The 24,530-nt window shown below is 69.9% G+C and carries 24 protein-coding genes; 3 read left to right on the top strand and 21 right to left on the bottom strand.

What is annotated here, in order from left to right; all coding sequences use genetic code 11:
- Positions 1–16: 16 nt before the first annotated feature.
- The 15 genes from FVP77_RS03265 to prmC all read right to left on the bottom strand — a co-directional run bounded on the left by FVP77_RS03265 (position 17) and on the right by prmC (position 13,053).
- Positions 17–997, bottom strand: coding sequence for an aldo/keto reductase (locus tag FVP77_RS03265; RefSeq protein ID WP_147893232.1), 981 nt, complete (start codon positions 995–997; stop codon positions 17–19).
- A gap of 65 nt (positions 998–1,062) precedes the next feature.
- Positions 1,063–1,767, bottom strand: coding sequence for a large exoprotein (locus FVP77_RS03260; RefSeq protein ID WP_147893231.1), 705 nt, complete (start codon positions 1,765–1,767; stop codon positions 1,063–1,065).
- Positions 1,768–1,893: 126 nt separating this feature from the next.
- Positions 1,894–2,643, bottom strand: a complete 750-nt coding sequence (locus tag FVP77_RS03255) for a YaaA family protein (RefSeq protein ID WP_147893230.1) — start codon at positions 2,641–2,643, stop codon at positions 1,894–1,896.
- A gap of 73 nt (positions 2,644–2,716) precedes the next feature.
- Entirely contained in the window at positions 2,717–2,977 is a 261-nt protein-coding gene (locus tag FVP77_RS03250) for a F0F1 ATP synthase subunit epsilon (RefSeq protein WP_116647423.1), read from the bottom strand.
- A 1-nt stretch (position 2,978) separates the two neighbouring features.
- Entirely contained in the window at positions 2,979–4,427 is a 1,449-nt protein-coding gene (gene atpD, locus FVP77_RS03245; protein WP_147893229.1) for a F0F1 ATP synthase subunit beta, read from the bottom strand.
- Positions 4,428–4,450: 23 nt separating this feature from the next.
- On the bottom strand, positions 4,451–5,350 hold the full coding sequence (locus FVP77_RS03240; RefSeq protein WP_147893228.1) for a F0F1 ATP synthase subunit gamma: 900 nt from the start codon (positions 5,348–5,350) through the stop codon (positions 4,451–4,453).
- 20 nt (positions 5,351–5,370) lie between these two features.
- A complete protein-coding gene (gene atpA / locus FVP77_RS03235; protein ID WP_121150349.1) occupies positions 5,371–7,008 on the bottom strand; it encodes a F0F1 ATP synthase subunit alpha in 1,638 nt (545 codons plus the stop codon).
- Positions 7,009–7,071: 63 nt separating this feature from the next.
- Positions 7,072–7,863, bottom strand: coding sequence for a F0F1 ATP synthase subunit delta (locus FVP77_RS03230; RefSeq protein WP_147893227.1), 792 nt, complete (start codon positions 7,861–7,863; stop codon positions 7,072–7,074).
- Positions 7,863–8,447 (bottom strand): F0F1 ATP synthase subunit B, encoded by a 585-nt coding sequence (locus tag FVP77_RS03225; protein ID WP_147893226.1) that lies wholly within the window; start codon positions 8,445–8,447, stop codon positions 7,863–7,865. Before FVP77_RS03225 ends, FVP77_RS03230 begins: the two co-directional genes overlap by 1 nt.
- Before the next feature lie 35 nt (positions 8,448–8,482).
- Positions 8,483–8,722, bottom strand: coding sequence for a F0F1 ATP synthase subunit C (atpE, locus tag FVP77_RS03220; RefSeq protein ID WP_116647429.1), 240 nt, complete (start codon positions 8,720–8,722; stop codon positions 8,483–8,485).
- 43 nt (positions 8,723–8,765) lie between these two features.
- A complete protein-coding gene (atpB, locus tag FVP77_RS03215) occupies positions 8,766–9,542 on the bottom strand; it encodes a F0F1 ATP synthase subunit A (protein ID WP_310793510.1) in 777 nt (258 codons plus the stop codon).
- 187 nt (positions 9,543–9,729) lie between these two features.
- Positions 9,730–10,188 (bottom strand): Cg1360 family ATP-synthase-associated protein, encoded by a 459-nt coding sequence (locus FVP77_RS03210; RefSeq protein WP_147893225.1) that lies wholly within the window; start codon positions 10,186–10,188, stop codon positions 9,730–9,732.
- Positions 10,185–11,339, bottom strand: a complete 1,155-nt coding sequence (locus FVP77_RS03205; protein WP_147893224.1) for an MraY family glycosyltransferase — start codon at positions 11,337–11,339, stop codon at positions 10,185–10,187. The genes FVP77_RS03210 and FVP77_RS03205 overlap by 4 nt, the downstream gene beginning before the upstream one ends.
- Entirely contained in the window at positions 11,336–12,109 is a 774-nt protein-coding gene (locus tag FVP77_RS03200; RefSeq protein WP_147893223.1) for an L-threonylcarbamoyladenylate synthase, read from the bottom strand. The genes FVP77_RS03205 and FVP77_RS03200 overlap by 4 nt, the downstream gene beginning before the upstream one ends.
- A gap of 44 nt (positions 12,110–12,153) precedes the next feature.
- The gene (gene prmC / locus FVP77_RS03195) at positions 12,154–13,053 is read right to left on the bottom strand and encodes a peptide chain release factor N(5)-glutamine methyltransferase (protein WP_147893222.1); all 900 of its coding nucleotides are present in this window, start codon (positions 13,051–13,053) and stop codon (positions 12,154–12,156) included.
- 106 nt (positions 13,054–13,159) lie between these two features.
- Between prmC and cysK the strand changes: the two genes are divergently transcribed.
- Genes cysK through FVP77_RS03180 form a run of 3 tightly spaced genes read left to right on the top strand, consistent with a single transcriptional unit; the run spans position 13,160 to position 16,102 of the window.
- Positions 13,160–14,098: a cysteine synthase A gene (cysK, locus tag FVP77_RS03190; RefSeq protein ID WP_147893221.1), complete on the top strand. Its 939-nt coding sequence runs from the start codon at positions 13,160–13,162 to the stop codon at positions 14,096–14,098.
- Positions 14,099–14,100: 2 nt separating this feature from the next.
- Positions 14,101–14,670: a serine O-acetyltransferase EpsC gene (gene epsC, locus FVP77_RS03185; protein WP_147893220.1), complete on the top strand. Its 570-nt coding sequence runs from the start codon at positions 14,101–14,103 to the stop codon at positions 14,668–14,670.
- Between the two features lie 34 nt (positions 14,671–14,704).
- Positions 14,705–16,102 carry an amidase gene (locus FVP77_RS03180; protein ID WP_147893219.1) on the top strand — a complete coding sequence of 466 codons (1,398 nt, stop codon included), beginning with the start codon at positions 14,705–14,707 and terminating at the stop codon, positions 16,100–16,102.
- An 81-nt stretch (positions 16,103–16,183) separates the two neighbouring features.
- Here FVP77_RS03180 and prfA read toward each other — a convergent pair whose 3' ends face one another.
- The 6 genes from prfA to lysA all read right to left on the bottom strand — a co-directional run bounded on the left by prfA (position 16,184) and on the right by lysA (position 24,433).
- Entirely contained in the window at positions 16,184–17,266 is a 1,083-nt protein-coding gene (gene prfA, locus FVP77_RS03175; RefSeq protein WP_147894410.1) for a peptide chain release factor 1, read from the bottom strand.
- A 35-nt stretch (positions 17,267–17,301) separates the two neighbouring features.
- Entirely contained in the window at positions 17,302–19,401 is a 2,100-nt protein-coding gene (rho, locus tag FVP77_RS03170; protein ID WP_187266798.1) for a transcription termination factor Rho, read from the bottom strand.
- Positions 19,402–19,548: 147 nt separating this feature from the next.
- Positions 19,549–20,481 (bottom strand): homoserine kinase, encoded by a 933-nt coding sequence (gene thrB / locus FVP77_RS03165; RefSeq protein WP_147893218.1) that lies wholly within the window; start codon positions 20,479–20,481, stop codon positions 19,549–19,551.
- 97 nt (positions 20,482–20,578) lie between these two features.
- Complete coding sequence (thrC, locus tag FVP77_RS03160; protein ID WP_147893217.1) at positions 20,579–21,664, bottom strand: threonine synthase; 1,086 nt, start codon at positions 21,662–21,664, stop codon at positions 20,579–20,581.
- Between the two features lies 1 nt (position 21,665).
- Complete coding sequence (locus tag FVP77_RS03155) at positions 21,666–23,009, bottom strand: homoserine dehydrogenase (RefSeq protein WP_147893216.1); 1,344 nt, start codon at positions 23,007–23,009, stop codon at positions 21,666–21,668.
- A complete protein-coding gene (lysA, locus tag FVP77_RS03150) occupies positions 23,006–24,433 on the bottom strand; it encodes a diaminopimelate decarboxylase (RefSeq protein ID WP_147893215.1) in 1,428 nt (475 codons plus the stop codon). Before lysA ends, FVP77_RS03155 begins: the two co-directional genes overlap by 4 nt.
- Positions 24,434–24,530: the final 97 nt, after the last annotated feature.

The raw sequence follows: 24,530 nt of genomic DNA, 5'->3' as shown, positions 1-24,530 counted from the left end.
CCGGCCCGGTCGCCGATCATCCTGCCGCCGGGTCCGCGATCAGCGGGAAGAGCGCGTCGATGGCGGCGACCTCGTCGACGGACGGCTGCCACGCGGTCGCGGCCGCGGCGTTCGCCCTCACCTGCTCCGGACTCGTCGCTCCGGCGATGACGCTCGAGACCGACGGGCGGGCGAGGAACCAGCCGAACGTCGCCTCCAGCATGGTGATCCCTCGCTCCTCGCAGAACGCGCGGTATGCGTCGAGGGCGTCCCACGGGGCGTCGCGCCACAGGTGCGCACGCGTCGTCATGATGCGGCTGGACTCCGGCCCGCCCTCGCGCGTGAACTTGCCGGTGAGCAGACCGTTGTGGAGCGGGAAGAACGGGAAGAACCCGAGGCCGAAATGCTCCACCGCCGGAAGCACGTCGCGCTCGGCGGCCCGCACGAGCAGGCTGTACTGGTTCTGAGCGGAGACGAAATGGACGCCGCGGGCGGCCCGGAGCTCCGCCTCGGCGATCTGCCAGCCCGTGAAGTTCGAGTGTCCGACGTAGCGCACCTTCCCCTCCCGGACGAGGTCGGTCAGCACGTCGAGCGTCTCGTCGATGGGTGTGTGCGGATCGGGGGTGTGCACCTGGTAGAGGTCGATCCACTCGGTTCGGAGCCGACGGAGGGATGCTTCGACGCTGCGCCGAACGGCGGTGCGGGAGGCCTTGGCGCCGCCCGGAACCTCGGGGGCGAAGTCCGAGTGACCGAACTTCGTCGCAAGGACCACCTCGTCGCGGCGTCCCTCGAGCGCTTCACCCATGAGCGTCTCGGACACCCCGAACTGCTTGCCGTAGATGTCGGCCGTATCGAGGAAGGTGACGCCGGACTCGATGGCCGTCTCGAGTACCGCGCGCGTCCCCTCGAGCGTCTCGGTGCGCGTGCCCTTGCGGCCGAAGTTGTTGCAGCCGAGGCCGACTGCCGAGACGAGCAGGCCGGATGCGCCCACGCGGCGCTGCGGAAGGGAGGAGGACATGCCTCCACGCTAATCGCTGAACGGACGGAACCCCCCGCCGCAGGCGAGGGGTTCCGTCCGTTCCTTCAGGAGCGCGGGGCGTCGGGCGCCGTCGGCGGCTCTCCCGGGCCGCCCGGTGCCGCCGGACCGTCCGGGGCGGGCGGCGGCGGGGTCGACCCGCCCGGGGCCGGCGGGGTGTAGCCGGCGGGCGGCGGCGGGTAGGAACCCGGCGCGGCGGGACCGGAGCCGGCGTAACCGGCGGGGCCTGCGGCAGCCCCCGGCTGAACGGGGATGCCCTGCCAGACCGTCTTGTCGGCGAGGAACGTGTTGGCCCACGGCGACGGGGGGATGTTCGGGTTCCAGCGCGACGAACCGAACGCGAGGATGCCCAGCCAGATCAGGGCGCCGATCCCCGGGATGAGGAAGAGAAGCAGGTAGTACCAGTCCTTGCCGAGCTTCAGACCGACCCGCCAGGAGTACATGACGACGACCACGATGGCCACGATGCTGAAGATCCAACCGATGACGGGGATCTGGCCGAGCACACCCGTGGCCACGACCGCGCCGAGAACGACCCACGGCGAGAGGTCACCGAGCTTGCCGAGCACCATCGTGTTGTAGACGGGGACCCATGCGCGCCATTTGCCCTGCACGCCGGCTTTGTCGAAGACCTTCATCAGGAAGAAGGCGCCGATCACGTAGAAGATGAGGCTGAAGATGAGGATGATCGGGATCAGGATCAGCAGGAGCGCCAGGTAGGCGGCGCCTGAATCCGAATACTCGGAGTACATGGGGGTGCCTCTCGCGAAGACGTATGGCGTGGTTGCACGCCGCGGAGCGACTGCCCCGCGGACACATGCTAGCGATCCTGAGTGTTTCCTGTCAGCAATTGCCGTCCCGCCGCGGCGTGGCGCGCGTCAGACGATCAGCTCCGTCTCCCCGGCGGCCCCGTCGCGAAGCCGCCAGCCGGCCGCATCCGCCCACGTCATGAGCGACGTCACGCTCGATACGCGGGGCCGCGTGACGGCGAGATCGCGCACGAGAGCACCCTTGGCGTGCTTGTTGAAATGGTTCAGCGCCCGGCTGACACCGCTCTCCCCCTCCGTGACCACCCGGACGTAGGTCGACCTCACGGCGTCGGGCACCGGACCGAGCGCGGCATACGCCTCGGAACGCAGATCCAGGATGAACCCCGCGCCGGTCTGGGAGAGGGCGTCCTGGACCGCCGCGGCCCATATCCGCCGCAGCGGCGGCAGCCCGGGGAGCGTCGTGCCCGCCGCCAGCCGATACGCCGGGATGCGGTCGAGGGCGCCGATCGGTCCGAACGGCGCGGACTGGATGAGCGTGTGCGCGCCCAGCCACCGACGGGCCGGAGCCTCGAGGGTCTGCGCCCCGAGCGCGTCGTAGAGCACCCCCGTATAGCGGTCCACGGCGGCCATCGTCGGTGCGACCCGGATCGCCGCGTTCGCGGCGATCTCAGGGCGCTGTCGTGCGCTGAGTTTGAGGGTGCGTGCCGCCGTGTCCTCGTCCGACGACAGGTCGACGAGGGCGCTCACGACCGTCTCACGTGCCGCCGTCAGTTCGGGCAGGGCGAGAGAGTCAAGATCCAGCGGGCGACCGCTGCCACCCGGATGCTTCGTCTCGGACGGCGGGAGGAGGATCAGCATCCGGCGCCTCTTTCTGCTGCGGAAACGACGACGGCCGGCCCCGAAGGACCGGCCGACGTCGAAGGGATCCGGGTCAGGAGATCAGTGCGGCGTTCCCGGCGACGATGGTGAGCTCGTCGTTCTCCATCGACAGGAAGCCGTCCTCCGCGCGAGCGAGGATCTTCGAACCGTCAGGACGAGTGATGCGCACCTGGCCTTCGGCGAGGATCGCCAGCACGGGCTCGTGCCCCGACATGAAACCGATCTCGCCCTCGACCGTCTTGGCGACGACGAGCGTCGCCTCACCGGTCCAGAGCTCGGCCTCGGCCGAGACCAGGCTCACCTTCAGCGGCATGTCAGCCGTTCTCCTTCTGGATCTGCGCCCACTTGGCCTCGACGTCGCCGATGCCGCCGACGTTGAAGAAGGCCTGCTCGGCCACGTGGTCGAAGTCGCCCTTCACGATCGCGTCGAACGACTCGATGGTCTCCTTGATCGGGACCGTCGAACCCTCGACACCGGTGAACTTCTTCGCCATGTAGGTGTTCTGCGAGAGGAACTGCTGGATGCGGCGTGCACGCGACACGACGATCTTGTCCTCTTCGGAGAGCTCGTCGACACCGAGGATCGCGATGATCTCCTGCAGTTCCTTGTTCTTCTGCAGGATCTGCTTCACGTTGGTGGCGACGCGGTAGTGGTCGTCTCCGATGTACCGGGGGTCGAGGATGCGGCTCGTCGACGTCAGCGGGTCGACGGCCGGGTACAGACCCTTCGACGCGATCTCGCGCGAGAGCTCGGTCGTGGCGTCGAGGTGCGCGAACGTGGTCGCCGGAGCCGGGTCGGTGTAGTCGTCGGCAGGCACGTAGATCGCCTGGAGCGACGTGATCGAGTGACCACGGGTCGAGGTGATGCGCTCCTGGAGCACACCCATCTCGTCGGCGAGGTTCGGCTGGTATCCCACCGCGGAGGGCATGCGCCCCAGCAGCGTGGAGACCTCGGAACCGGCCTGGGTGAAGCGGAAGATGTTGTCGATGAACAACAGCACGTCCTGCTTCTGCACGTCGCGGAAGTACTCGGCCATGGTGAGGGCCGACAGGGCGACGCGCAGACGCGTTCCCGGCGGCTCGTCCATCTGGCCGAACACGAGGGCGGTCTTCTCGAAGACGCCCGCCTCTTCCATCTCGTGGATGAGGTCGTTGCCCTCGCGAGTGCGCTCGCCGACACCGGCGAACACCGACACGCCGCCGTGGTCCTGCGCGACGCGCTGGATCATCTCCTGGATGAGCACGGTCTTGCCGACACCGGCGCCGCCGAAGAGGCCGATCTTTCCACCGAGCACGTACGGCGTCAGGAGGTCGATGACCTTGATGCCGGTCTCGAACATCTGCGTCTTCGACTCGAGCTGGTCGAAGTTCGGCGCCTTGCGGTGGATGCCCCAGCGCTCGGTGACCTCGACGGTCTCGCCGGGTGCGCCGTTGAGCACGTCGCCGGTCACGTTGAAGACCTTGCCCTTGGTAACGTCACCAACAGGCACCGTGATGGGGCCTCCGGTGTCGCGCACTTCCTGGCCGCGGACAAGACCGTCGGTCGGCTTCAGGGCGATGGCGCGCACCAGGTCGTCGCCGAGGTGCTGCGCGACCTCGAGCGTGATCTCGGTCGACTCGCCGTCGATCGTGATGGTGGTCTTCAGCGCGTTGTAGATGTCGGGGAGCGCATCGTGGGGGAACTCGATGTCGACGACCGGGCCGGTGACGCGCGCGACGCGCCCGACGACCGTGGTCTCGGCCTTCTCGGCGGTGAGGCTCATGGTTTCTTCTCTCCTTGTGAGGACTATTTGCCCGACGCCAGGGCGTCGGCGCCGCCGACGATCTCGGCGATCTGCTGCGTGATCTCGGCCTGGCGCGCGTTGTTGCGCAGGCGGGTGTAGTCGGTGATGAGCTTGTCGGCGTTGTCGCTGGCCGACTTCATCGCCTTCTGCGTCGCGGCGTGCTTCGCGGCCGACGACTGCAGCAGGGCGTTGAAGACCCGGCTCTGGATGTAGACCGGCAGCAGCGCGTCGAGCACCGTCTCGGGGTCGGGCTCGAAGTCGTACAGCGGGTACAGCTCGCGGTCGGAGGCCCGGTCGTCGCCCTCCACCACCTCGAGCGGCAGCAGTCGGACGGACTCCGGCGACTGCGTCATCATGCTGACGAAGCGGTTGGAGACCAGGTGGATCTCATCCACCCCACCGTTGTCGCCGCCGCGCTCGTAGGCGTCGATCAGCGTCGCGGAGATCTCCTCCGCGGTGCGGAAGTGCGGAGCATCCGTGTCGCCGGTCCACTCGGCCTCGCTGGCCATGCGGCGGAACTGGAAGTACCCGACGGCCTTACGGCCGATGAGGTAGTACGCCACGTCCTTGCCCTGCGAGCGGAGGAGCGTCGACAACTCGAGACCCTCGCGGAGGATCTGCGAGTTGAATGCGCCGGCGAGACCGCGGTCGGAGGCGAAGATCACGACCGCCGAGCGGCGGATCTCCGCGCGCTCGGTGGTCAGCGGGTGGTCGACCGTCGAGTGCGTCGCGACAGCCGAGACGGCACGCGTCACGGCTCGCGCGAACGGCGACGCCGCACGCACACGCGCCATCGCCTTCTGAATGCGCGAAGCCGCGATGAGCTCCATCGCCTTGGTGATCTTCTTGGTCGTCTGGGCAGAGTTGATCTTCTGCTTGTAGACCCTGAGTTGTGCGCCCATGATTGCGTCTCCGTGCCGCTTTAGCGGCGACCCTTGACGATCTTCTCCTGGTTGATGTCTTCCGCCTCGGCCGACTCGGTCGACTCGCTGCCGGGAGCGCCGATCGACTGACCGTCGCCCGCGCGGAACTCGAGGAGGAACTCGTCGGTCTTCTTGCCCAGCTCGTCGACGATCTCGTCGCTCAGCACGTTCTTGTCGCGGAGGGTGTCGAGGATCGTCGTGTTGCGACGGAGGTAGTCGAGCAGCTCGCGCTCGAAGCGCAGCACGTCGGAGACCTCGATCGAGTCGAGCTTCCCGTTGGTTCCGGCCCAGATCGAGACGACCTGCTCCTCCACCGGGTACGGCGAGTACTGCGGCTGCTTGAGCAGCTCGGTCAGGCGCGCACCGCGGGAAAGCTGACGACGGGATGCGGCGTCGAGGTCGCTCGCGAACATCGCGAACGCCTGCAGGGAGCGGTACTGGGCGAGCTCGAGCTTGAGCGTTCCGGAGACCTTCTTGATCGACTTGACCTGGGCGTCACCGCCGACGCGCGACACCGAGATGCCGACGTCGACCGCGGGGCGCTGGTTGGCGTTGAAGAGGTCGGACTGGAGGAAGATCTGTCCGTCGGTGATGGAGATCACGTTCGTCGGGATGTAGGCCGAGACGTCGTTCGCCTTGGTCTCGATGATGGGCAGACCCGTCATCGAGCCCGCGCCGAGCTCGTCGGACAGCTTCGCGCAACGCTCCAGCAGACGGGAGTGGAGGTAGAAGACGTCGCCGGGGTATGCCTCGCGGCCCGGCGGACGACGCAGCAGCAGCGACACGGCGCGGTAGGCCTCGGCCTGCTTCGACAGGTCGTCGAAGATGATCAGGACGTGCTTGCCGCCGTACATCCAGTGCTGGCCGATGGCCGAACCGGTGTAGGGGGCCAGGTACTTGAAGCCGGCGGGGTCGGACGCGGGGGCGGCGACGATGGTGGTGTAGTCCATCGCGCCGGCGTCTTCGAGCGCACCCTTGACGGAGGCGATCGTCGAGCCCTTCTGGCCGATGGCGACGTAGATGCAGCGGACCTGCTTGTTGACGTCGCCCGACTCCCAGTTGGCCTTCTGGTTGATGATCGTGTCGATCGCGATCGCCGTCTTGCCGGTCTGGCGGTCGCCGATGATCAGCTGACGCTGGCCGCGGCCGACGGGGATCATCGCGTCGATGGCCTTGATACCGGTCTGCATCGGCTCGTGGACGCTCTTGCGCTGCATGACGCCGGGTGCCTGCAGCTCGAGCGCGCGGCGACCCTCGGGGATGATCTCGCCGAGACCGTCGATGGGGTTGCCGAGCGGGTCGACCACGCGGCCGAGGAAGTTGTCGCCGACGGGTGCGGAGAGCACCTCGCCGGTGCGGGTGACGGGCTGGCCGGCTTCGACGCCGGAGAACTCGCCGAGGACGACGACACCGATCTCGTGCTCGTCGAGGTTCTGAGCGAGCCCGAGAGTGCCGTCTTCGAACGTGACGAGCTCGTTCGCCATCACGCCGGGGAGACCCTCGACGTGGGCGATGCCGTCGGCCGCGTCGACGACGGTGCCGACCTCGGTCGCCGCCGCCCCGGTGGGCTCGTATGCGGCGACGAAGTCTTTCAGCGCGTCACGGATGACGTCGGGGCTGATGGACAGTTCTGCCATGGTCTTCCTTCGTTTGTGGGGCCGCAGCCCCCAGATCCCCGCCCGAATCGGACGGTACGTCTTCTAACCTGCGAGCCGCTGCCGCAGATCGGCGAGTCGGGTGGAGATGCTTGCGTCGATGACGTCGTCGGCGATCTGCACGCGCAGCCCGCCCACCACGTGGGGGTCGATCCGCGTGTTCACCGAGATCTCGGTGCCGTACCGCGCGGAGAGCGCGGCGCGGAGACGTTCGACCTGCGCATCGCTGAGCGGTGCTGCCGAGACGACCGTGGCGACGGTGCTCCCGCGCTGGTCGGCGACGAGACGCATCGCCCACTGCAGGAGCACGCGCACGCGACGATCGCGCGGCTGCTGCACGAGCGACGAGGCGATGAGCGTGGAGGATGCGGCGGCACGGCCGTCGAGCAGACGGGTCACGAGAGCGCCCTTGGCCGACTCATCGCCCATGCGACTGCCGAGCGCGAGCTCGAGGTCGCCGTTCTCGGCCACGGTGCGCGAGAACCGGAACAGGTCTCCCTCGACGTCGGCTTCGGGCTCGGCGATCGCGGCAGAACGTACCGCGAGCTCCTCGATCGCTTCGACGAGATCGGCCGTGCGCGACCAGCGCTGTGCCACCACCGCAGTGAGCAACTCGACCGAGACCGGCGAGAGCACCGCTCCGAAGACGTCGGTGACGACCTTCGTACGGGCGGTCGCCGGCGCGGCGGAGTCGGACAGTGCGCTGCTCAGCTGCGGCGAGCCGCCGACCGCGCGCGCCGCGGCGAACAGGTCGCCCGCGACGCCGAGGTCGACCCCGGTCGTCGCGTCGAGCGATGCCGCCGTCGACGACAGGGCGAGCGTGGTGGCACTGCCCATCAGGACACCGGGCCCTGGGAGGCGCCTGCGGACTTCTGCAGTTCGGACTTCTCGAGGTCGGCCAGGAAGCGGTCGACGACCGACTGCGCCTTCTGGTCGTCGGTGAGTGCTTCGCCGATGACGTTGCCGGCCAGGTCGATCGCAAGCGTTCCGACCTCGCTGCGCAGCGACACGAGAGCGCTCTGGCGCTCCGCCTCGATCTGCGTGTGCGCGGCCGCGGTGACGCGTGCGGCTTCCGTGGTGGCGGTGTCGCGCGCTTCGGCGACGATCTTCTTGCCGTCCTCACGGGCGGCCTCGCGGATCTCACCGGCTTCCTTGCGCGCTTCTGCGAGCTGGGCCGTGTACTCCTCGAGGGCGGCCTCGGCCTGACGCTGTGCCTCGTCGGCCTTGGCGATGTTGCCCTCGATCGCAGCACTGCGCTTGTCGAGCACCTTCGTCACGCGCGGGAGCGCGTAGAAGACGACGACGAGCACGATGATGATGAAGCAGACAGCCGACCAGACGATGTCGTAGTAAGCGGGCAGAAGCGGGTTACCGCTTCCTGCCCCCTCTTCGGCAGCGAGTGTGACAAGAGCGTTCAGCATCCTGCCTCCTTATTCGTGAGTCGCGGAGAGGGAGATCAGACCGCGGCGAAGATGAACGGCGTCGCGATGCCGATCAGCGCGAGGATCTCGATGAATGCGACACCGATGAACATCGTGGTCTGCAGGCGGCCGGCGAGCTCGGGCTGGCGAGCGGTCGACTCGATCGTCTTGCCGATCATGATGCCCAGGCCGATGGCCGGACCGATGGCCGCGAGGCCGTAACCCACGGTCGCGATGTTTCCCGTGATCTGCGCGAGAACCGTCGTAGCGTCCACTGGTGTTTTCCTTTCGTTGGGCGAACAGCCGGTCAGCTGTTCGTCAGTGCTCTTCCGCGACCGCGAGCTGGATGTACACCGCGGTGAGGATCGTGAAGACGTAGGCCTGGAGGAGGCCGACGAAGATTTCGAAGAGGGTGAACCCGAAGCCGAGGGCCAGGGTTCCGGCGGCCAGCGGCGTCAGCCAGCTGGCGCTGAAGAGGAAGAACTGGGTCGCCGCGAAGAACAGCACCAGCATGAGGTGCCCGACGATCATGTTCAGCAGGAGTCGGAGGAACAGCGACACCGGTCGGGCGATGAAGGTGGAGATCAGCTCGACGACCGCGATGATCGGGATGAGGTAGACCGGCACACCGCTCGGAACGAGCGAGTTCTTCACGAAGCGTCCGACGCCGTGCTTGCGGATACCCGCGTAGATGAAGGCGACGTACGCCGTCAGCGCGAAGACGAGGGGCGCTCCGGCCACCGACGTGCCCGGGATGTTGAGGAACGGTATGACGCTGGTGAGGTTCATGAAGGCGATCGCGAAGAACATCGCGGTCAGCAGCGGCAGGAACCGCCGGCCGTCCTTCTCGCCGAGCACCTGGAAGGCGACCTGCTCGCGAACGAACCCGAAGGCCAGCTCGACGATGCTCTGGAAACGCCCGGGCACGACCGCCATGCGGCGCGTGCCCCAGATGAGGAACAGCACCACCAGCGCGGTCGCGATGAGCTGCACCATCGTGATGCGCGTGAAGGCGAAGGGCGTGCCTTCGAACAGCAGCGCCGGGGGGAAGAAGTCGCTGATGGAGGGCGGGTGGAACTCGTTGTCGGCCGCCATGGCGATCATCGTCGCTTGAGTCAACGGATTGGCTCCAGCTTCTCGTGCCAGCCTGAACCAGCTCGGTAAGTGTGAGAAGAATCTTTCACGGGGCCTCAGCGTCGCCGCTGCACACCAGCCGTAAAGTGTGACCCCAGCCTATCAAACGTCCGGGCTCCGGCCCGCCACTGGGACGGAAATGGGTCGGTCAATCCTCCGGGTTGGTCTGCGGAAGGGTCGTGTCCGACACCCCGGGGAGCCTCATCCGCGACAGGACGACGAGATCCACGACCAGCGACGCCACCGCCGCAGCGACGAGCGCCCCGTAGAAGACGGGTGTGACGAGCCACTCCACCCGCATCAGCAGCAGGAGGGCGACGATCACCAGCACGAATTTGAGGATCCACCCGCCCATCACGACGCCGAAGAAGATCTGCAGGTAGTTGGGCGTGCCGAACCAGTGGTTGCCCACGAGGATGCTGACCGCCGTCAGCGCCGGGAAGAGGACGCCGACGAGCGCTCCGATCACGCCGCTCCACAGGCCGTCCGCTCCCCCGACGGCCACGCCGACGACGGCGGCGAGCACGACCACTCCGAGGCCGACCAGCAGCCCCCAACGGAGCGCGGTGCGCAGGACGGGCGTGCTGGAGACGGGGTTGGGACTCATGCGGGCTCCTCGAGGGGGCGGCGGCGCGACGTGCGGCGCGTGGGGATCAGGGTGACGACGAGACAGGCGATGACGCCGACGGCGCCGAAGACGATGCCGATGAAGTAGTCGCCCGGCCAGCTCATCTGCGTGCCGACGTACATCAGGAGCACGGCGATGCTGACCACCGCGGTCCACGAGTAGAAGATGAGCACGGCTTCGCGGTCGCTGTGGCCCATGTCGAGCATGCGGTGGTGGAGGTGCTTGCGGTCGGGCGAGAATGGCGACTTGCCGGCGCGCAGGCGCCGGATCACCGCGAGCCCGAAGTCGAGCAGCGGGAGGATGACCACGACGATCGGCAGGAGGATCGGGATGAACGCACCCAGCAGCTGCGAGCGCCCGAGCTGCTCGGGGTCGAGCACCGCGGGATCGAGCTGTCCGGTGATGGCGATCGCGGCGCTCGCCATCAGGAGTCCGAGCATGAGCGCACCGGAATCGCCCATGAACAGCTTCGCCGGACCCCAGTTCAACGGCAGGAAGCCGAGGCAGGCGCCGACGAGCACGGCGGCGATGAACGACGCGAGGTTGAAGTAGGTGGTGTTGCCCGTGTCGCGCACCAGCATGTACGTGTAGGCGAAGAACACGCCGTTGGCGATGAGGCAGACACCGGCGACGAGACCGTCGAGACCATCGATGAAGTTCACCGCATTCATGACGATCACGATCGCGAAGATGCTCAGACCGAAGCTGACCCAGCTCGATCCGATCGAGAGCCCGCCGATCGGCAGCGACAGGATCTGCAGCTGCCCGAACCAGGCGATGATGCCGGCGGCGAGGAACTGCGCGCCGAGCTTGATCATCCAGTCGAGGTCCCACAGGTCGTCGGCGACGCCGATGAGCACGATGAGAAGGGTCGCGAACAGGAGCCAGAGGACGGGCCAGGGGTCGGCCCAGAAGACCGAGAAGAACGGATGCTGGCTCGACAGCGCGAATGCGGCCACCACGCCCAGGAACATCGCGATGCCGCCGAGCCGCGGAGTCGGCGCCTTGTGGACGTCGCGATCGCGGATCGCGGGGTAGAGCTTGTAACGCAGTCCGATGCGCCAGACGGCGATCGAGAGGACGAACGTCACGATCGCGGTGAACAGCGCGATCAGGAGGTACTGCGTCACGCCGAGCCGCCGGCCGCAGCATCCGGCTCGTCGTCGGCTGCGACCTCTCGGCGCTCTGCGCCCTCCGACCCGGTCTCGTCGAGCGCGACCGCGCCGGAAAGCGGGGGGTCGGGCTCGAGCAGGTCTCCGAGCACGGCGCGCAGGCGCTCGCGGTCGACCGCGCCCTCGCGCAGCACCCGCACGAGAGGCTCGCTGCCGCCCACGAGGCTCGTGGCGTCGACGATGGTCGAGGCGATCCCCGTCTCGGAGGGACCGGCGTCGATGTAGACCTCGACCGAGGTCTCGAGCATGTCGCGGGCCTCGTCGATGGTCGTCGCGGCGGGGCGCCCGGTGAGGTTGGCGCTCGAGACGGCGAGCGGTCCGCACTCCTCGAGGAGCTCGAGGGTGAGGTTGTGGGCGGGCATGCGCACCGCCACAGTGCCGCGAGTGTCGCCGAGGTCCCACGACAGCGAGGGCTGGGCGGGGAGGATGATCGTCAGACCGCCGGGCCAGAACTCCTCGACGAGGCGCTCGACCGGCTCGGGGATCTCGGCGACGAGCGCGCGCAGCGTGCTGACGCCGGCGACCAGCACGGGTGGCGGCTGCTCGCGGCCACGACCCTTCGCCTGGAGCAGACGAGTGACGGCGCCGGCGTCGAACGCGTTGGCGGCGATGCCGTACACGGTGTCGGTGGGCAGCACGACGAGCTCGCCGCGGCCGATGGCCTGACGGGCGTGGCGCATGCCGGAGAGAAGTTGTGCCTCGTCACGGCTGTCATAAACGGGTGACATGTCGCCGCACAGTCTACGGGGCCGAGCCGCGCCGACCGTGAGGTCTACGCGGGTCGCAGTGCCGTCGTCGCCCGATCGCGCATCGTCAGGTCGGGGTGGGTGGCCGTGGCCTGCCAGCCGTCGGCCGCGAGGATCGCGCGAATGGCCTCGCCCTGCCACTCGCCGTGCTCGATGACGATGAGCCCGCCGGGGTGGGCCAGGCGCAGCCCCACGTGGCTGAGGGTGCGGACGACGTCGAGACCGTCCTCGCCTCCGTACAGGGCGGCGGGCGGGTCGTAGTGACGCACCTCCGGATCGCGCGGGATCGCCGCATCCGGCACATACGGCGGATTCGACACGACCACCGATACCGTGCCGTCGAGGTCCTCGAACGCGTGCTCGAGGTCGATGAAGGCGAGCCGCAGGTTGTCGGCGCCGATGCGTGCGGCGTTCTCCTTCGTCCACACGAAGGCGTCGACGGAGTTCTCGGCCGCGAACACCCGGGCGTGCGGCACCTCCGTCGCGAGCGACAGCGCGATGGCGCCGCTGCCGGTCCCGAGGTCGACCGCGATCGGGGAGGCGGATGCTGCGGCGCGCAGCGCGTCGATCGCGAGCTGGGCGACCATCTCGGTCTCGGGCCGGGGCACGAACACCCCGGGACCGACCGCGAGCTCGAGGTGACGGAACGGTGCGACCCCGGTGAGGTGCTGCAGCGGCACACGGGCGCAGCGCCGCTCCACGAGCGCATCGAACTGCGACGCGAGGGCCGCCGTGATGCTGTCGCCCCGGATCGCCGCGCCCTGTACGGCGCCGCGACTGGTGCCGAGGACGTGGGCGGCGAGAAGCTCGGCGTCGACCGCGGGATCGGTCACGCCCGCACGGCCCAGTCGCGCCCCGGCGGAGCGCACGAGGTCGGCGAGGGGCACGTCGACGGACGACGCGAGCGGGGGGACGGGCTCGGGCATGGCGGGCCCAGCCTAAACGCTCCGGCCGGTGCGGTCACATTGCGCCCGCGCGCATCGGGCTCGCCTAGGCTGGCGATATCCGCGTATCGACGGCGAAAGGCGAGCCATGCCCGGCATCCATCCCGACATCACCTCCGCGTTCGGCGAGACCCCGCTGGTGCGGCTGAATCGCGTCGCCGAGCGGGTCGAGGCGACCATCCTCGCCAAGCTCGAGTTCTACAACCCGGCAGGAAGCGTCAAGGACCGCCTCGGCATCGCGATCGTGGACGCCGCGGAGGCGTCCGGCGAGCTCAAGCCCGGCGGAACGATCGTGGAGTCCACGAGCGGCAACACCGGCATCGCTTTGGCGATGGTGGGTGCCGCCCGCGGCTACCGGGTGATCCTCACGATGCCGGCCTCGATGTCGAAGGAGCGGCGTCTGCTGCTGAAGGCGTTCGGCGCCGAGCTCGTGCTCACCGACCCGACCAAGGGCATGTCGTACGCCGTCGACGAGGCCAAGCGCATCGTGGCCGAGACCCCCGGCGCGGTGTGGGCGCGGCAGTTCGAGAACGAGGCGAACCCCGAGATCCACCGGAAGACCACCGCCGAGGAGATCCTTCGCGACACCGACGGCAAGGTCGACTACTTCGTCGCCGGCATCGGAACGGGCGGCACCATCACCGGTGTCGGACAGGTGCTGAAGGAGCGCGTGCCGGGCGTGAAGATCGTCGCCGTCGAGCCGTCGGACTCCCCCATCCTCACGAAGGGTCACCCCGGACCCCACAAGATCCAGGGAATCGGGCCGAACTTCGTGCCGGCGATCCTCGACCGCGACCTCATCGACGAGGTCATCGACGTCGAGTTCGACGATGCCATCCGACTGGCCCGCGACACCGCCACGAAGGACGGCATCCTCGTCGGCATGTCCAGCGGCGCGGCCATCTGGGCAGCTCTGGAGATCGCCAAGCGCCCCGAGGCCGCCGGCAAGAACATCGTCGTGATCATCCCCTCGTTCGGCGAGCGATACCTCTCCACGGCGCTGTACGAGAACCTGCGCGAGGACTGAGCGTGGCGTTCGGCAGCCGCATCCGCGAAGACCTCGCGGCCGCGAAGCTCCGGGATCCCGCCGCGCGCGGGACGCTGGAGATCGCGCTGCTCTACCCGGGTCTGCACGCGATCTGGGCGCACCGCGTCTGGCACCGCCTGTGGCGCGCCGGCTGGCGCTTCCCCGCTCGTCTGGGATCGCAGGTCACCCGCTGGGTGACCGGCATCGAGATCCACCCCGGTGCGGTGATCGGACGACGGTTCTTCATCGATCACGGAATGGGCGTCGTGATCGGCGAGACCGCGGAGGTCGGCGACGACGTGCTGCTCTACCACGGGGTCACGCTCGGCGGCCGGCAGCGCGAGGGCGGCAAGAGGCACCCGACCATCGGCGACGGCGTCGCCGTCGGCGCCGGGGCGAAGATCCTCGGGCCGATCACGATCGGTGCGCGCACCGCGGTCGGCGCGAACGCCGTGGTCACCCGCGACGCGGCCGAGGACAGCGTGCTCGTCGGCGTCCCCGCGAGGGCACGAGCCCGACGCACGGGCGAGGACACCCGCGCACTGCTGACCGCACCCGAGTACTCGATCTAGCCGCGTTCCCCTATCGCGGGCCTACGCTCGGAGAGTGACCGAGCTGCACGAGCTGACCGCCGTCGAACTGGCCGGCGCCCTGCGTCGCGGCGACATCACCCCGACGGCGGCGGCGGCCCACTACCTGGCCCGTATCGAGCACCATGCGGCTCTCGGAGCGTTCGCCGAGGTCACGCCGCACGCGGCCTTCGAGCGAGCGGATGCTGTGGGCCGCTCCCCCGTCCGGGGGCCGCTGCACGGCGTGCCGCTGGCCGACAAGGACCTCGTCGCGCGCGCCGGCGTGCCCACGCGCTACGGCTCGCTCGCGCGGCGGGAGTTCGTCCCCGCAGCATCCGATCCCCTCGCCGCAGCGCTCGACGACGCCGGAGCGGTGAACCTCGGGAAGACCGCGACGAGCGAGTTCGGCCTCACGGGCTACACCGAGCCGCGCACCGGCAGGCCGGCCCGCGACCCGTGGAACCCCGCGAACGGCGCGGGGGGCTCGAGCGGCGGCGCCGCCGTGGCCGTCGCCGCGGGGCTGCTGCCCTTCGCGGTCGCCTCAGACGGCGGCGGGTCGATCCGCATCCCGGCGGCGACCGTGGGCGTGGTGGGGCTCAAGCCCTCGCGCGGACGGCTGCCGATCGGGTCGGGCTTCGACGCGCCCGACGGCCTCGCCGTGACCGGGCCCATCGCCCGCACCGTCGCCGACGCCGCCTTCCTGCTCGACGCGCTGGTCGGCCTCGCCCCGTTCCGGTACGCCACCCGCGCGCCGGGCGACGGACCGTTCCTCGCGGCAGCGACCACCCCGCCCGACCAGCTGCGCATCGGCGTGACGACGATCTCGCCGTGGGACGACAGTGAAGACATCCGTGTCGACGAGGCCGCCTCGGCGGCGGTCGAGGCGGCCGCATCGGCTCTGACCGCCCTCGGGCACGGGGCGGATGATGCACGGTGGAGGCCCCGGGGCTACGCGGAGCTCTTCCGGGTGCTCTGGCGGGCGAGCGCCGCGCGGATCCCCCTGAGCGACGCCGATCTCGACGTCGTCGAGCCGCTGACGGCTTGGCTCGTCCGTCAGGGGCGCGGGCTCGCCGCATCCGACCTCCTCGGCGCCCTGAGCGCCGCCCGGGTGTTCGAGCGCGAGACGATCGAGGCGTTCGCACCGTTCGACGCCGTGCTGACGCCCGCGCTCGCCCTGCCGCCCCAGCGGGTGGGCTGGTACGACGGGCTCGGGCCGGAGCGCACGTTCGCGCGTCAGGTCGAGTACGCCCCGTTCAGCAGCTTCGTGAACGTCGCCGGCCTGCCGGCGGTCACGGTTCCGTTCACCCGGGACTCCTCGGGCCACCCCGTCTCGGTGCAGCTGATCGGCCGACCGGGTGGCGAGGCCACCATCCTCGCGCTGGCCGCCCAGCTGGAGGCCGTGCGCGGACCGCTCCCGCACCCGCCGAACGAATGACGGGCCGACCGTGAAACCCGTACGGCGCGGCGAGACCGCGACATCCTGGCCGGGTCTCGCCGGGCGGATCGGGTCTCGCGGTCAGGAGTCGTCGCCGGCGAGAGCGGCCAGCTGGGCTTCCTCGTCGGCGGAGATGGCCGACTCGATGATCGGGCCGAGGGCGCCGTCCATCACCTGGTCGAGGTTGTAGGCCTTGTAGCCGGTGCGGTGGTCGGCGATGCGGTTCTCGGGGAAGTTGTAGGTGCGGATGCGCTCGGAGCGGTCCATGCCGCGGATCTGCGACTTCCGCGCGTCGGAGGCGATCGCGTCGCGCTCCTCCTGCTGCTTCGCCAGGAGCCGGGCGCGCAGCACGCGCATGCCGGCCTCGCGGTTCTGCAGCTGGCTCTTCTCGTTCTGCATCGACACGACGATCCCGGTCGGCACGTGCGTGATGCGCACAGCCGAGTCGGTCGTGTTGACCGACTGACCGCCCGGACCCGACGAGCGGAACACGTCGATCTTCAGGTCGCTCGGGTTGATCTCGACCTCGTCGGGCTCGTCGACCTCGGGGAAGACGAGCACGCCGGTGGTCGAGGTGTGGATACGGCCCTGCGACTCGGTCGCGGGCACCCGCTGCACGCGGTGCACCCCGCCCTCGTACTTGAGGCTCGCCCACACTCCCTGCGCGGGGTCGCTCGAGGAGCCCTTGATCGCGACCTGCACGTCTTTGAAGCCGCCCAGGTCGGACTCGTTGCGCTCGAGCAGCTCGGTCTTCCAGCCGCGGGAGGCGGCGTACTGCAGGTACATCCGCAGCAGGTCGGCCGCGAACAACGCGCTCTCCGCGCCCCCCTCGCCCTGCTTGATCTCCATGATCACGTCACGAGCATCGTCGGGATCGCGCGGGATCAGCAGGCGGCGGAGTCGCTCCTGAGTCGCGACGGCGAGCTCGTCGAGCGCGGGCACCTCCTCGGCGAACGCCGCGTCCTCCTTCGCGAGCTCACGCGCCGCAGCGAGATCGTCGCCCGCCTGCGTCCACGCCTCGTAGGCGTGGACGATGCGGTTGAGCTCGGCGTAACGACGGTTGACGCGCTTCGCCCGCCCCGCGTCGGCGTGCACCGCGGGATCGTTCAGTTCGAGCTCGACCGCTTTGTGCTCTTCGAGCAGCCCGCGGACGGACTCGAGCATTCCCGACGCTTCGACAGGCTCAGCGGACACGAGGGTCAGCGGATGCTGTTGTCGTGCCCGTGGCTGCCGTTGCCGCCGTGCGTCGGGGCAGGCATCGACTTCTGCATCTGCACGAGGAACTCGACGTTGGACTGCGTCTCCTTGAGCTTGCCGAGCACGACCTCGAGCGCCTGCTGCGGGTCGAGACCCGCGAGCGCGCGCCGCAGCTTCCACGTGATCTTGACCTCGTCGGCCGACAGCAGCATCTCTTCGCGACGGGTGCTCGACGCGTTGACGTCGACGGCCGGGAAGATGCGCTTGTCGGCGAGCTGGCGGCTGAGGCGCAGCTCGCTGTTGCCGGTGCCCTTGAACTCCTCGAAGATCACGTCGTCCATCTTCGAACCGGTCTCGACGAGGGCCGTCGCGAGGATCGTGAGCGATCCGCCGTTCTCGATGTTGCGCGCGGCGCCGAAGAAGCGCTTGGGCGGGTACAGGGCGGATGCATCGACGCCGCCGGTGAGCACGCGGCCCGAGGTCGGCGCGGTGATGTTGTAGGCGCGACCGAGTCGTGTGATCGAGTCGAGCAGGACGACGACGTCGCGACCGAGCTCCACGAGGCGCTTGGCGCGCTCGATGGCGAGCTCGGCGACCGTGGTGTGGTCTTCGGCGGGGCGGTCGAACGTCGAGGCGATGACCTCGCCCTTGACCGTCCGCTGCATGTCGGTGACCTCTTCGGGACGCTCGTCGACGAGGACGACCATGAGGTGGACCTCGGGGTTGTTCGTCGCGATCGCGTTCGCGATCTGCTGCAGGACGATCGTCTTGCCGGCCTTGGGAGGCGCGACGATGAGGCCGCGCTGGCCCTTGCCGATCGGCGCGACGAGGTCGATGATGCGCTGGGTCAGCTTCTCGGGCGCCGTCTCGAGACGCAGGCGGTCCTGCGGGTAGAGCGGGGTGAGGTTGCCGAACTCGACGCGGGTGGCCGCGTCTTCGACCGACAGGCCGTTGATCGCGTCGACCTTGACCAGCGCGTTGTACTTCTGACGGCCCGACTGCTCGCCCTCACGGGGCTGCTTGATCGCGCCGACGACGGCGTCGCCCTTGCGGAGGTTGTACTTCTTGACCTGACCCAGCGAGACGTAGACGTCGCTGGTGCCGGGGAGGTAGCCGGTGGTGCGGACGAACGCGTAGTTGTCCAGCACGTCGAGGATGCCGGCGATCGGGATGAGGACGTCATCCTCGCCGATCTCGGTGTCGAACTCGTCGCCCGTGGTCTGGGGGCCGCGACGCTTGTTGCGCTGGCGGTTGCGTCCGTTCGACTGCTCGTTGTCGGTCTCGGCGGCGGGCGCCGGTTCGGCCTTCTCGGGCGCGTTGTTGTTGCCGCGCGCGTTGCCGTTGTTGCGTCCGTTGCTCTGCGCGGTGCCGCCGTTGGATGCGCCGTTCTCGGCGGCGCCGCCCTCGCCGTTCGCGGCGTTGCCGCGATTGCGGTTGCGGTTGCGGCTGCGGCCGCGACCCCGCGGGGCGGAGTCTTCGGCGTTCTCGGAGTTGTCTGCGTTCGACGAGGTGTTCTCTGCAGTCGCGCTCTCAGCAGTCGCGCTCTCAGCCGTCGCGTCCTCGGCGGGCGCCGACGCGTCGGTCGGGGCCTCCGCGGGGGTCTCGGCGTCGGCGGCCTCGTCGGCGGCGGGCTCCTCGGCGGGAGCGTCGGCTGCGGGCGCCTCGACGGGCGTTTCGGCTGCGGCCTCGGCGGTCGCGGCCTCGGCCTGCGCGACCTCGGCGACGGGCTCGACCTCGGCGGCCGGCTCCGGCGCGGCCTCGGCGGCCGGCTCCGCAGCGGCTGCGGCTTCCTCGGGCTTGGGGTCGGTGCTCTTCGCGCGGCGCGGTGCGCGCTTGCGCGGCGCCTTGACGGGCTTCGTCTCGGCGGGCGTCTCTGCCTCGACGGGCGCGGCCTCGGCGGGCGCGGCCTCAGCCGACGCAGCTTCGGCGGCCGCGGCGTCGGCGACGGCCTGGGCGTCGGCCTCAGGCACGGGCGGCGCCTCGGCGACCGGGGTCTCGGGCGACGACTCGGCGGATGCCGCGGCGTCGGGGGTGGTGTCGACGGCGGCGTTCGATTCTTCGGACGGCGCGTCGGCAGTGCGGATCTCGGAGATGGACTCCACGAGTGCTCCCTTGTAGACGGATGATCAGACCGCACTCGACGCCGGTACGACAGGCATCGTCATTCACCGCAGTTCGTCGAGCGCAGAGGCGCTATTTCGGGTTGCGGGTGCGTGCGGTAGTTCGCAGAATTGCGACCGGGGCCAGATTCACGTGGGATACGTGGTACCCCCGGCATTGTCCCTCACTGTACCACCCTTGACATCGACGGCGAGCATGAGGGCGTTCCACGGGGTGTCGGCGACCGAGGCGGCGAGGTCCGCCGCTTCGAGGCGTCGACCGGGGCCGTCGGCGAGCACGAGCACGCTGGGCCCGGCACCCGAGACGACGGCGGCGAAGCCGGCCGCGCGCAGTGCGCGCACCAGCTTGTCGGTCTCCGGCATCGCCTGTGCGCGGTAGTTCTGGTGCAGCCGGTCCTCGGTCGCCGCCAGCAGCAGATCGGGGCTCTGCGTCATGGCTGCGATGAGCAGCGCGGAGCGTGACAGGTTGAACACGGCGTCCTCGTACGAGACGTGCTCCGGCTGCAGGCTGCGGGCGACCTTCGTCGACATCGTGAACTCGGGCACGAGCACCAGCGGCGACACGCCCCGATGCACGATGAGCTGCTTGTGCTGCGGCGACGCAGCATCCATCCACGCGATGGTGAGACCGCCGAAGAGCGCGGGGGCGACGTTGTCGGGGTGACCCTCGAGCTCGGTCGCCAGGCGCAGGAGCGTCTCGTCCGAGAGCTCCACCTCGCCGGCCAGCAGCCCCTTCGCCGCGAGCAGCCCCGAGACGACCGCGGCCCCCGACGAGCCCATGCCCCGCCCGTGCGGGATGACGTTCACCGCCTCGAGCCGCACCCCCGGGAGGGTTCGGCCGACAGCGGCGTAGGCGTGCGCCATCGACCGCACGACGAGGTGCGACGCGTCCAGCGGCACGGATGCTGCGCCCTCACCGGACACGACGATCTCGACCGCTGCGGTATCGAGCTGCGTGACGACGAGCTCGTCGTACACGCTGAGGGCGAGCCCGAGCGTGTCGAAACCCGGTCCGAGGTTGGCGCTCGTCGCGGGTACCCGGACGACGACCGAGCGGCTCATGCCCCCGCCCCTCCCCGTCGATGTCCCGATCCAGCCGGGAATGAGCTGCTCAATCCCGGCGCGATGGGGACATCGTCGAGCGGACAGGCGGCCTGGGTCACGCCGACGCCTCGGAGACGAGCCCGAGCACCGATGCGACCTCCGAGGTGGCGGCGTCGACGACCGTGGGCTCGACCTGCGATCCGTCGGGCTGACGGAGTGCCCACTGGGGGTCCTTCAGACCGTGGCCCGTGACCGTGAGCACCACGCGGGAGCCCGCGGGGATGACGCCGGCCTCGGCGCGCTCGAGGAGCCCGGCGACGCTGATCGCGGAGGCGGGCTCGACGAAGATGCCGACCTCGCCCGAGAGGATCTTCTGCGCCGCGAGGATGCGCTCGTCGTCGATGGCTCCGAAGTAGCCGTCGGTCGCCTCGCGCGCCTGCAGGGCGAGATCCCACGATGCGGGGTTGCCGATGCGGATCGCGCTGGCGATCGTGTCGGGGTTCTTCACGACCTCGCCGCGGACGAGCGGCGCGGAACCGGCGGCCTGGAAGCCGAACATGCGGGGCACGCGGTGGGCGACCCCGCGGTCGGCCTCCTCGCGGTATCCGCGGGAGTATGCGGTGTAGTTGCCGGCGTTGCCGACCGGGATGAAGTGGAAGTCGGGAGCATCGCCGAGCACCTCGACGACCTCGTACGCCGCCGTCTTCTGGCCCTCGATACGGTCGGGGTTGACCGAGTTCACCAGGTGCACCGGGTAGTGCTCGGCGAGCTCGCGCGCGATCTCGAGGCAGTCGTCGAAGTTGCCGCGCACCTGGATCAGACGGCCGTCGTGCGCGACGGCCTGGCTGAGCTTGCCCATCGCGATCTTGCCCTCGGGCACGAGCACGGCCGCGGTGATGCCGGCGTGCGCGGCGTAGGCGGCGGCCGAGGCCGACGTGTTGCCGGTCGAGGCGCAGATGACCGCCTTCGCGCCGTGCTCGACGGCACGGGAGAGCGCGACCGTCATGCCGCGGTCCTTGAACGACCCGGTCGGGTTCATGCCCTCGAACTTCACCCACACGTCGGCGCCGGTGCGGCGCGACAGTGCGGGGGCGGGGAGCAGCGGCGTGCCGCCCTCGCCGAGCGTGACGACGGTCGAGGCGTCGGTGACGCCCAGTCGGTCGGCGTATTCGCGGAGGACTCCGCGCCAGAGGTGTGCCATCTCAGTCTCCTTCTACCCGCAGTACAGATACGACCCGGTCGACCACGCCGGTGGCGGCGAGCCGATCGACGGTCTCACTGAGGTCTTTCTCGCGTGCCTTGTGCGTGCCGATGACCAGGCGGGCCTTCGGTGCGTCTTCGGTCTGGGCCTCCGCCGCGGGCGTGACCGCCGCGGCGAGGACGGTCTGCTCGACGGTCGCGATCGAGACGCGCCCCTCGTTGAGGATGCCGGCGATCGTCGCGAGCACGCCCGGCTGGTCGTCGACCTCGAGCGTGATCTGGTAGCGCGTGATGACGCGTCCGATCGGCGAGACCGGCAGGTTCGCGCGGGTCGACTCGGCGACTCCGACGCCACCGGCGACGTGACGGCGCGCGGCCGAGACGACGTCGCCCAGAACGGCCGAGGCGGTCTGCACTCCCCCGGCGCCCGCGCCGTAGAACATGAGGTTGCCGGCGGCCTCCGCCTGGACGAAGACCGCGTTGTTGGCGCCGTGGACGCTTGCCAGCGGGTGCGCGCGGTCGACGAGGGCGGGGTAGACCCGCACCGAGATCGATTCGCCGTCGCCGTCGGACGCCGCGAGGCGCTCGCAGACGGCGAGGAGCTTGATGACGTACCCGGCGTGGCGAGCGGCGTCGATCATCGAGCTGTCGATGCTCGTGATGCCCTCGCGGTGCACCGCTTCGAGCGGCACGGCGGTGTGGAACGCGAGGCTCGCGAGGATCGCGGCCTTCTGCGCCGCGTCGTAGCCCTCCACGTCGGCCGTCGGGTCGGCTTCGGCATAGCCGAGCGCCTGCGCCTGCGCGAGCACGTCGGCGAAGTCCGCACCCTCGGCGTCCATGCGGTCGAGGATGTAGTTCGTCGTTCCGTTGACGATGCCCATGATGCGCTGCACGCGGTCGCCGGCGAGAGAATCGCGGAGCGGTCGGATGATGGGGATCGCACCGGCGGCGGCGGCCTCGTAGTAGACCTGCGCGCCCACCTGGTCGGCCGCGTCGAAGATCTCGGGGCCGTGGGTCGCCAGGAGCGCCTTGTTGGCCGTCACCACGTCGGCGCCGGAGTTGATCGCCTGCAGCACGTACTCGCGTGCCGGGTCGATGCCGCCCATCAGTTCGATGACGATGTCCGCACCGACGATCAGCTGCTCCGCGTCGGTCGTGAACAGCTCGCGCGGCAGGTCGACGTCGCGGGGCGCATCGACGTCGCGGACGGCGATGCCGGCGAGTTCGAGCGAGGCTCCGGCACGGTCGGCGAGCTCGGCGCCGTGGCGGAGGAGCAGCGAGGCGACTTGCGAGCCGACGGAGCCCGCGCCCAGCAGCGCGACTCGGAGGCGACGGTAATCGGTCATGCGATCCCTTCGGTGGTGGTCTCCGTCGCCACGACAGCTCCGACGTCGCGGGAGAGGAGGTCGGCGACGCTCTCGCGACGCACGATGACGCGGGCTTCGCCGTCGCGCACGGCGACGACCGCGGCCCGCGGGGTGTAGTTGTAGGTGCTCGCCAGCGAGAAGCAGTAGGCGCCCGTGGCGGGGACGGCGAGAAGGTCGCCCGGGGCGATGTCGCCGGGGAGGTACTCGGCGTCGACGACGATGTCGCCCGACTCGCAGTGGTGGCCGACGACGCGGCTGAGCGCCGGCACGGCGGCGGTCGTGCGCGACGCGATCCGCGCGCTGTACTGCGCCCCGTAGAGGGCCGGGCGGGCGTTGTCGCTCATGCCGCCGTCGACGCTCACGTATACGCGCTCGAGGTCGTCTCCGACGCGGACGGGCTTGACCGTGCCCACCTCGTAGAGGGTGACGCCGGCCTGGCCGACGATGACGCGGCCGGGCTCGAACGCGATGTCGGGGATCGGGATGCTGCGCGCCGCGCACTCGGCGGCGACGGCGTCGACGATGCCCGACGCGATCTCCTCGAGCGGGCGCGGGTCGTCGTGGGAGGTGTACGCGATGCCGAAACCGCCGCCGACGTTGAGGAGCGGGATCTCACCCCCGGCCAGGAGTTCGGCGTGCAGCTCGACCAGACGCGCGGCAGACGCGCGGAAGCCCGAGGCGTCGAAGATCTGCGAGCCGATGTGGGCGTGGAGCCCGAGGAAATCGAGCCCCGGCACCTCGCGGATCCGGGCGACGGCGGTCGCCGCATCCGTCATCGAGAACCCGAACTTCTGATCTTCGTGGGCTGTCGCGAGGAACGCGTGCGTCTCGGCGTGGACGCCCGTGCGCACGCGCACGAGCACGCGCTGCACCGCGCCGAGGCGCTCGGTGATCGCCGCGAGACGTTCGATCTCGATGGGGCTGTCGACGATGATCGACCCGACGCCCACCTCGACCGCGCGCTCGAGCTCGGACACGGTCTTGTTGTTGCCGTGGAATCCGATGCGCGCGGGCTGGGCGCCACCGGCCAGTGCCACCTCGAGCTCACCGCGCGAGCACACGTCGACCGAGAGGTCTTCGCTCGTCACCCAGCGGACGATCTCGGTACTGAGGAACGCCTTGCCGGCGTAATAGGTGCGCGCCTTCACTCCGTGCGTCGCCGCGGCCGCCGCGAACGCGTCGCGCGCACGGCGTGCGTGGGCGCGCACCTCTTCTTCGTCGACGACGTAGAGGGGCGAGCCGAAGGTCTCGACGAGCTCACGGGCCGAGACACCGCCGAGCTCGAGGGCTCCGTCGGCATCGCGGCGGGCGGATGCCGGCCAGATGCGAACCGACAGGTCGTTCGCGTCGGCGGGGACGGACAGCCACTCGGGTGCGAGCGGCGCGGCAGGCGAGGCGGACACGGAGGGGACCAATCGACGGATGCGGCGGCGTCGGTCGCCAGGCAACGAATGCCGTGAGCTCGTCCACGCCGCGGGTGGTTGAAGTCTAGGGCACCGC

Origin of the sequence: Microbacterium hatanonis, assembly GCF_008017415.1 — a bacterium.
In the GTDB taxonomy this organism is placed as follows: Bacteria; Actinomycetota; Actinomycetes; order Actinomycetales; family Microbacteriaceae; genus Microbacterium; species Microbacterium hatanonis.
The sequence above is the reverse complement of the archived record's forward strand: the minus strand, read 5'-3'. Positions and strand labels throughout refer to the sequence as shown.

What these genes read in the sequence shown, in the direction of transcription:
- FVP77_RS03265 (WP_147893232.1), bottom strand. Translation starts at nt 997, where the DNA reads ATGTCCTCCTCCCTTCCGCAGCGCCGCGTGGGCGCATCCGGCCTGCTC.
- FVP77_RS03260 (WP_147893231.1), bottom strand. Translation starts at nt 1,767, where the DNA reads ATGTACTCCGAGTATTCGGATTCAGGCGCCGCCTACCTGGCGCTCCTG.
- FVP77_RS03255 (WP_147893230.1), bottom strand. Translation starts at nt 2,643, where the DNA reads ATGCTGATCCTCCTCCCGCCGTCCGAGACGAAGCATCCGGGTGGCAGC.
- FVP77_RS03250 (WP_116647423.1), bottom strand. Translation starts at nt 2,977, where the DNA reads ATGCCGCTGAAGGTGAGCCTGGTCTCGGCCGAGGCCGAGCTCTGGACC.
- atpD (WP_147893229.1), bottom strand. Translation starts at nt 4,427, where the DNA reads ATGAGCCTCACCGCCGAGAAGGCCGAGACCACGGTCGTCGGGCGCGTC.
- FVP77_RS03240 (WP_147893228.1), bottom strand. Translation starts at nt 5,350, where the DNA reads ATGGGCGCACAACTCAGGGTCTACAAGCAGAAGATCAACTCTGCCCAG.
- atpA (WP_121150349.1), bottom strand. Translation starts at nt 7,008, where the DNA reads ATGGCAGAACTGTCCATCAGCCCCGACGTCATCCGTGACGCGCTGAAA.
- FVP77_RS03230 (WP_147893227.1), bottom strand. Translation starts at nt 7,863, where the DNA reads ATGGGCAGTGCCACCACGCTCGCCCTGTCGTCGACGGCGGCATCGCTC.
- FVP77_RS03225 (WP_147893226.1), bottom strand. Translation starts at nt 8,447, where the DNA reads ATGCTGAACGCTCTTGTCACACTCGCTGCCGAAGAGGGGGCAGGAAGC.
- atpB (WP_310793510.1), bottom strand. Translation starts at nt 9,542, where the DNA reads ATGGCGGCCGACAACGAGTTCCACCCGCCCTCCATCAGCGACTTCTTC.
- FVP77_RS03210 (WP_147893225.1), bottom strand. Translation starts at nt 10,188, where the DNA reads ATGAGTCCCAACCCCGTCTCCAGCACGCCCGTCCTGCGCACCGCGCTC.
- FVP77_RS03200 (WP_147893223.1), bottom strand. Translation starts at nt 12,109, where the DNA reads ATGTCACCCGTTTATGACAGCCGTGACGAGGCACAACTTCTCTCCGGC.
- prmC (WP_147893222.1), bottom strand. Translation starts at nt 13,053, where the DNA reads ATGCCCGAGCCCGTCCCCCCGCTCGCGTCGTCCGTCGACGTGCCCCTC.
- cysK (WP_147893221.1), top strand. Translation starts at nt 13,160, where the DNA reads ATGCCCGGCATCCATCCCGACATCACCTCCGCGTTCGGCGAGACCCCG.
- prfA (WP_147894410.1), bottom strand. Translation starts at nt 17,266, where the DNA reads ATGCTCGAGTCCGTCCGCGGGCTGCTCGAAGAGCACAAAGCGGTCGAG.
- thrB (WP_147893218.1), bottom strand. Translation starts at nt 20,481, where the DNA reads ATGAGCCGCTCGGTCGTCGTCCGGGTACCCGCGACGAGCGCCAACCTC.
- thrC (WP_147893217.1), bottom strand. Translation starts at nt 21,664, where the DNA reads ATGGCACACCTCTGGCGCGGAGTCCTCCGCGAATACGCCGACCGACTG.
- FVP77_RS03155 (WP_147893216.1), bottom strand. Translation starts at nt 23,009, where the DNA reads ATGACCGATTACCGTCGCCTCCGAGTCGCGCTGCTGGGCGCGGGCTCC.